Source organism: Mucilaginibacter sp. OK283 (assembly GCF_900110415.1).
Lineage (GTDB): Bacteria > Bacteroidota > Bacteroidia > Sphingobacteriales > Sphingobacteriaceae > Mucilaginibacter.
In genome coordinates, this window is the sequence record NZ_FODR01000029.1 from 1 (window position 1) to 3,334 (window position 3,334).

Genomic DNA, 3,334 nt, shown 5'->3' on the forward strand with positions numbered 1-3,334 from the left:
TAAATGAAACCATCACATTTTCAGCTATCTAAAACTTAATAATCTTTTTTTTTAATTATTAATCATTAATTTTAACCCAACACTTATCACTTCCCAGGATGATCAAAAACCTTACCACCAAAACCCTGCTTATTATCCTTTTATTATCGGCTATAAATGCTTTGGCGATGCCGGTAAACGGGTTGTTATTGAATAGAAAAACAAATAACGTATTAAACAAAACAACATCCCCCACAAAAATAAAATCGGCCTCGTATAACCATTTAGGTGGTTTAAACCTAAGCAAGGTAAGGGCAATAAGTAATACTTATAGCAATATCCAAATATCCCCCAATCCACTAAGGGCAGGGAATAACATTACGGTGTCTATGACGATAACAGGTCATTCAGCGGTAACTACAAATACTGTCGATGTATATATTTCATCAGACCAAATACTGACCAAAGTAGCAGCCGATGGCGATTTTTACCTCGGACAGCTTACCTTACCGAATGTGGCCGATGGCGGACAGGTAAACTTTTCACAACAATTGGCCACCGCGGTTGGTACTTATGTAAAAAACGGCACCACATGGTACGTGGTACTCAGCGATCCATCAGGCGCAACGCCGCCAATTTTTAACCCGGTAACCATTGGTGCCGCGCCGGTAATTACAACCACGCCTCAATGTTTTGGCCTTTCAAGCAGGGTATTAATAAAATGGCCGGCGGCAAAAAATGCAACATCCTATGATATCCTGCGCGATAACATCCATATTGCCAGTGCAAGCGCCGCTGCCGTATCATACCTCGATAGCACCGTTGTGGCCAATTCCACTTACACTTATGAGGTAAAGCCAATAGGCGGTTCGGGCTTTAGCGGCCTCGCTGTTCAAACCGCTAATGCAGCCAGTTGTACCGTGCCTTTGCCTGTAAAGCCGGTGTTAACGGTTACACCATTTTGCGTTAACACAATGGCACACAGCGTCTATAAAAGCTATATCCAAATTGCATTTACGGTAGAAAACCCTACTACCACTTATTCAATTTTTGTTAACGGTGTAAGCCGCGGGCATATTTCTGGTATTACCAAACCAGTTAATACTTACAACGAGGAGGTTATTACCCCCGGTACGTTTTATAATATAATTGTAAAGGCAGAAAATAGCTCGGGTTATATTTATTCAAGTACAGATACGGTTACGGCTATTACCTGCGGTAGCGGCAATCCGGGCCCTGTAATGCTTACGGCTACACCCCAATGCAGCGGTATTGCGTCGCAGGTGCTGCTTAACTGGAATGCACCGGCCAACGTTGTGAATTATGATATTTATAAAGATGGGGCATTGTATAAAGCCAACTATGTAGGTAACCAATTAATTGATAATAGTAACATAGCCGATACCACATCATACAGTTACTATGTAGTGGCAAAGGGGGGCGATTTTGGCACCGCTACAAATTCAAATACGGTGCAGGTTAAAACGTCATATTGTTCGGTAGGTGGGCCGCCCGGGCCGTTCAAATTAGTTGCCAGTGGCGGTTGTAATGGATCGGAATTATTTAGTTCACTTCTCTGGACAGACGGGGGTAGGCCGTATGCGGCGTCTTATGATATTTACCGGCAAGGTGTATTAATAAAAGCTAACTACGTTTTGGGGCTGGCTTATCAAGATAAAACGGTGCTACCCAATACCTTGTATAGCTACTACATTGTAGCAAAAAATTCCGTCGGAAGCGTTACTTCAAATACTGTACAGTTTACCACGCCAACCTGTGCGCCGGTGCCGCCCGTTGTACAAAATATAAGCCCGCTTATCAATAAAACCGGCGATGTGGTAACCATAAGTGGTAATGGTTTCACAAACACCAGCACCGTAAGTTTTGGCGGTGTTGCGGCTGCTTCGGTTACTTATGTATCACAAGATACCTTAAAGGCAACGGTAGGGGCCGGGGCATCGGGAAATACTACCGTAACAACAGCGGTAGGCACATCCAGTCTTCCGGGTTTTTTATATGATACCGGGATTCAATTAGGGATTACCGCCCAGGCCATCTGCAATCACCAAACAAGCCAGGTGCAACTTACCTGGACTGCAGCAAGCGATGCGACATCTTATGATATTTTTAGGGATACCACATTGATTGCCACGCAAACTCCTGCCCGGGGCGTTACTTTTATTGATAGCAATACACGGATCATAACCGGCAGAACGTATGTTTACCAGGTAAGGGCAAATACGCCAGTCGGTTTAAAAATCTCGCCGCCACAATCGGTGGTTGCAGTGGAATGTATTAAGCCTTTTTTGAGGTTGGTAACTGGCTTTTGCGATGTTAACCCGGTAAGAAGCAATGTGATGGTTTATTGGCAACATAAAAACAATGCCACAGCATACCGCATTTACCGTGATAGCGTTTTGTTAACAACCATAACTGATACAAGTGAAATTTATACCGACCATAGTGCTGAAGCCGACTCTACCTATACTTATTACATAAGCGAGGAAACACCCTTTGGCATTATGACCTCCGATCTGAAAACGATTACTGCGAGCGATTGCGGAATTAACAGGCCCGACATTACCAAGGTCTCATCTCTTTACTTAGCCAAGGGAGACACGGTGACCATAACAGGAACAAAATTTACCGGCGTAACCTCGGTAACTTTTGGTGGGGTAAACGCCAAATCGTTCACGGTAGTTTCGCCCACAACCATAACCGCTATTGTCGACTCGGCCGCCCCGGCTGGAAGTGTGGTGGTTACCTCGCGTTTTGGGGCTGCATCCATTAATTACACCCAGTTTGGTTTACCCCAAACCATTATCATGAAGCCGGAAGCCACCGTAGTTTATGGTACCGATCCTAATCGTTACAACCCGGCAATTTCAACGGCAGCTTTACCTATAAGGTATTCGGCCAGTAGCAATTCCATAGTTAACATTTTTACAACTTATTTTTCGGTGCAGGCTGCGGGGCGTGTTATTATAACCGCTACCCAGCCCGGCAACACCACCTATTTACCGGCGCAGCCGGTTACCCAAATCTTAACCGTAATGCCGGCCCAGTTAACCATAATCGCCAACGATCAAACAAGGGCATATAATACCGCGAATCTGCCGTTAACAGCAAGTTATAAAGGTTTTTACCGCATTGAAGATAGCCTGTCAATCAATAATACGTTCCCGGTTTTAAGCACCACCGCCACAGCCACATCATTGCCGGGCACCTACCCTATTGTGGCAAGCGGCGCGGTAATTCCAAATTATACGGTTACCTACGTTGCCGGTACGTTAACCATAACCCCGCCACCGGCACCGGTTATCACATCTTTTACACCGCAAAACGCCATAGCAGG

At 45.0% G+C, this 3,334-nt stretch carries 1 protein-coding gene; it reads left to right on the forward strand.

Annotation, left to right across the window (positions count from 1 at the left end; genetic code table 11):
* Positions 1-98 precede the first annotated feature (98 nt).
* On the forward strand, positions 99-3,334 hold a 3,236-nt coding region (locus BMX56_RS29745), incomplete at its 3' end, for an MBG domain-containing protein (protein WP_143065570.1).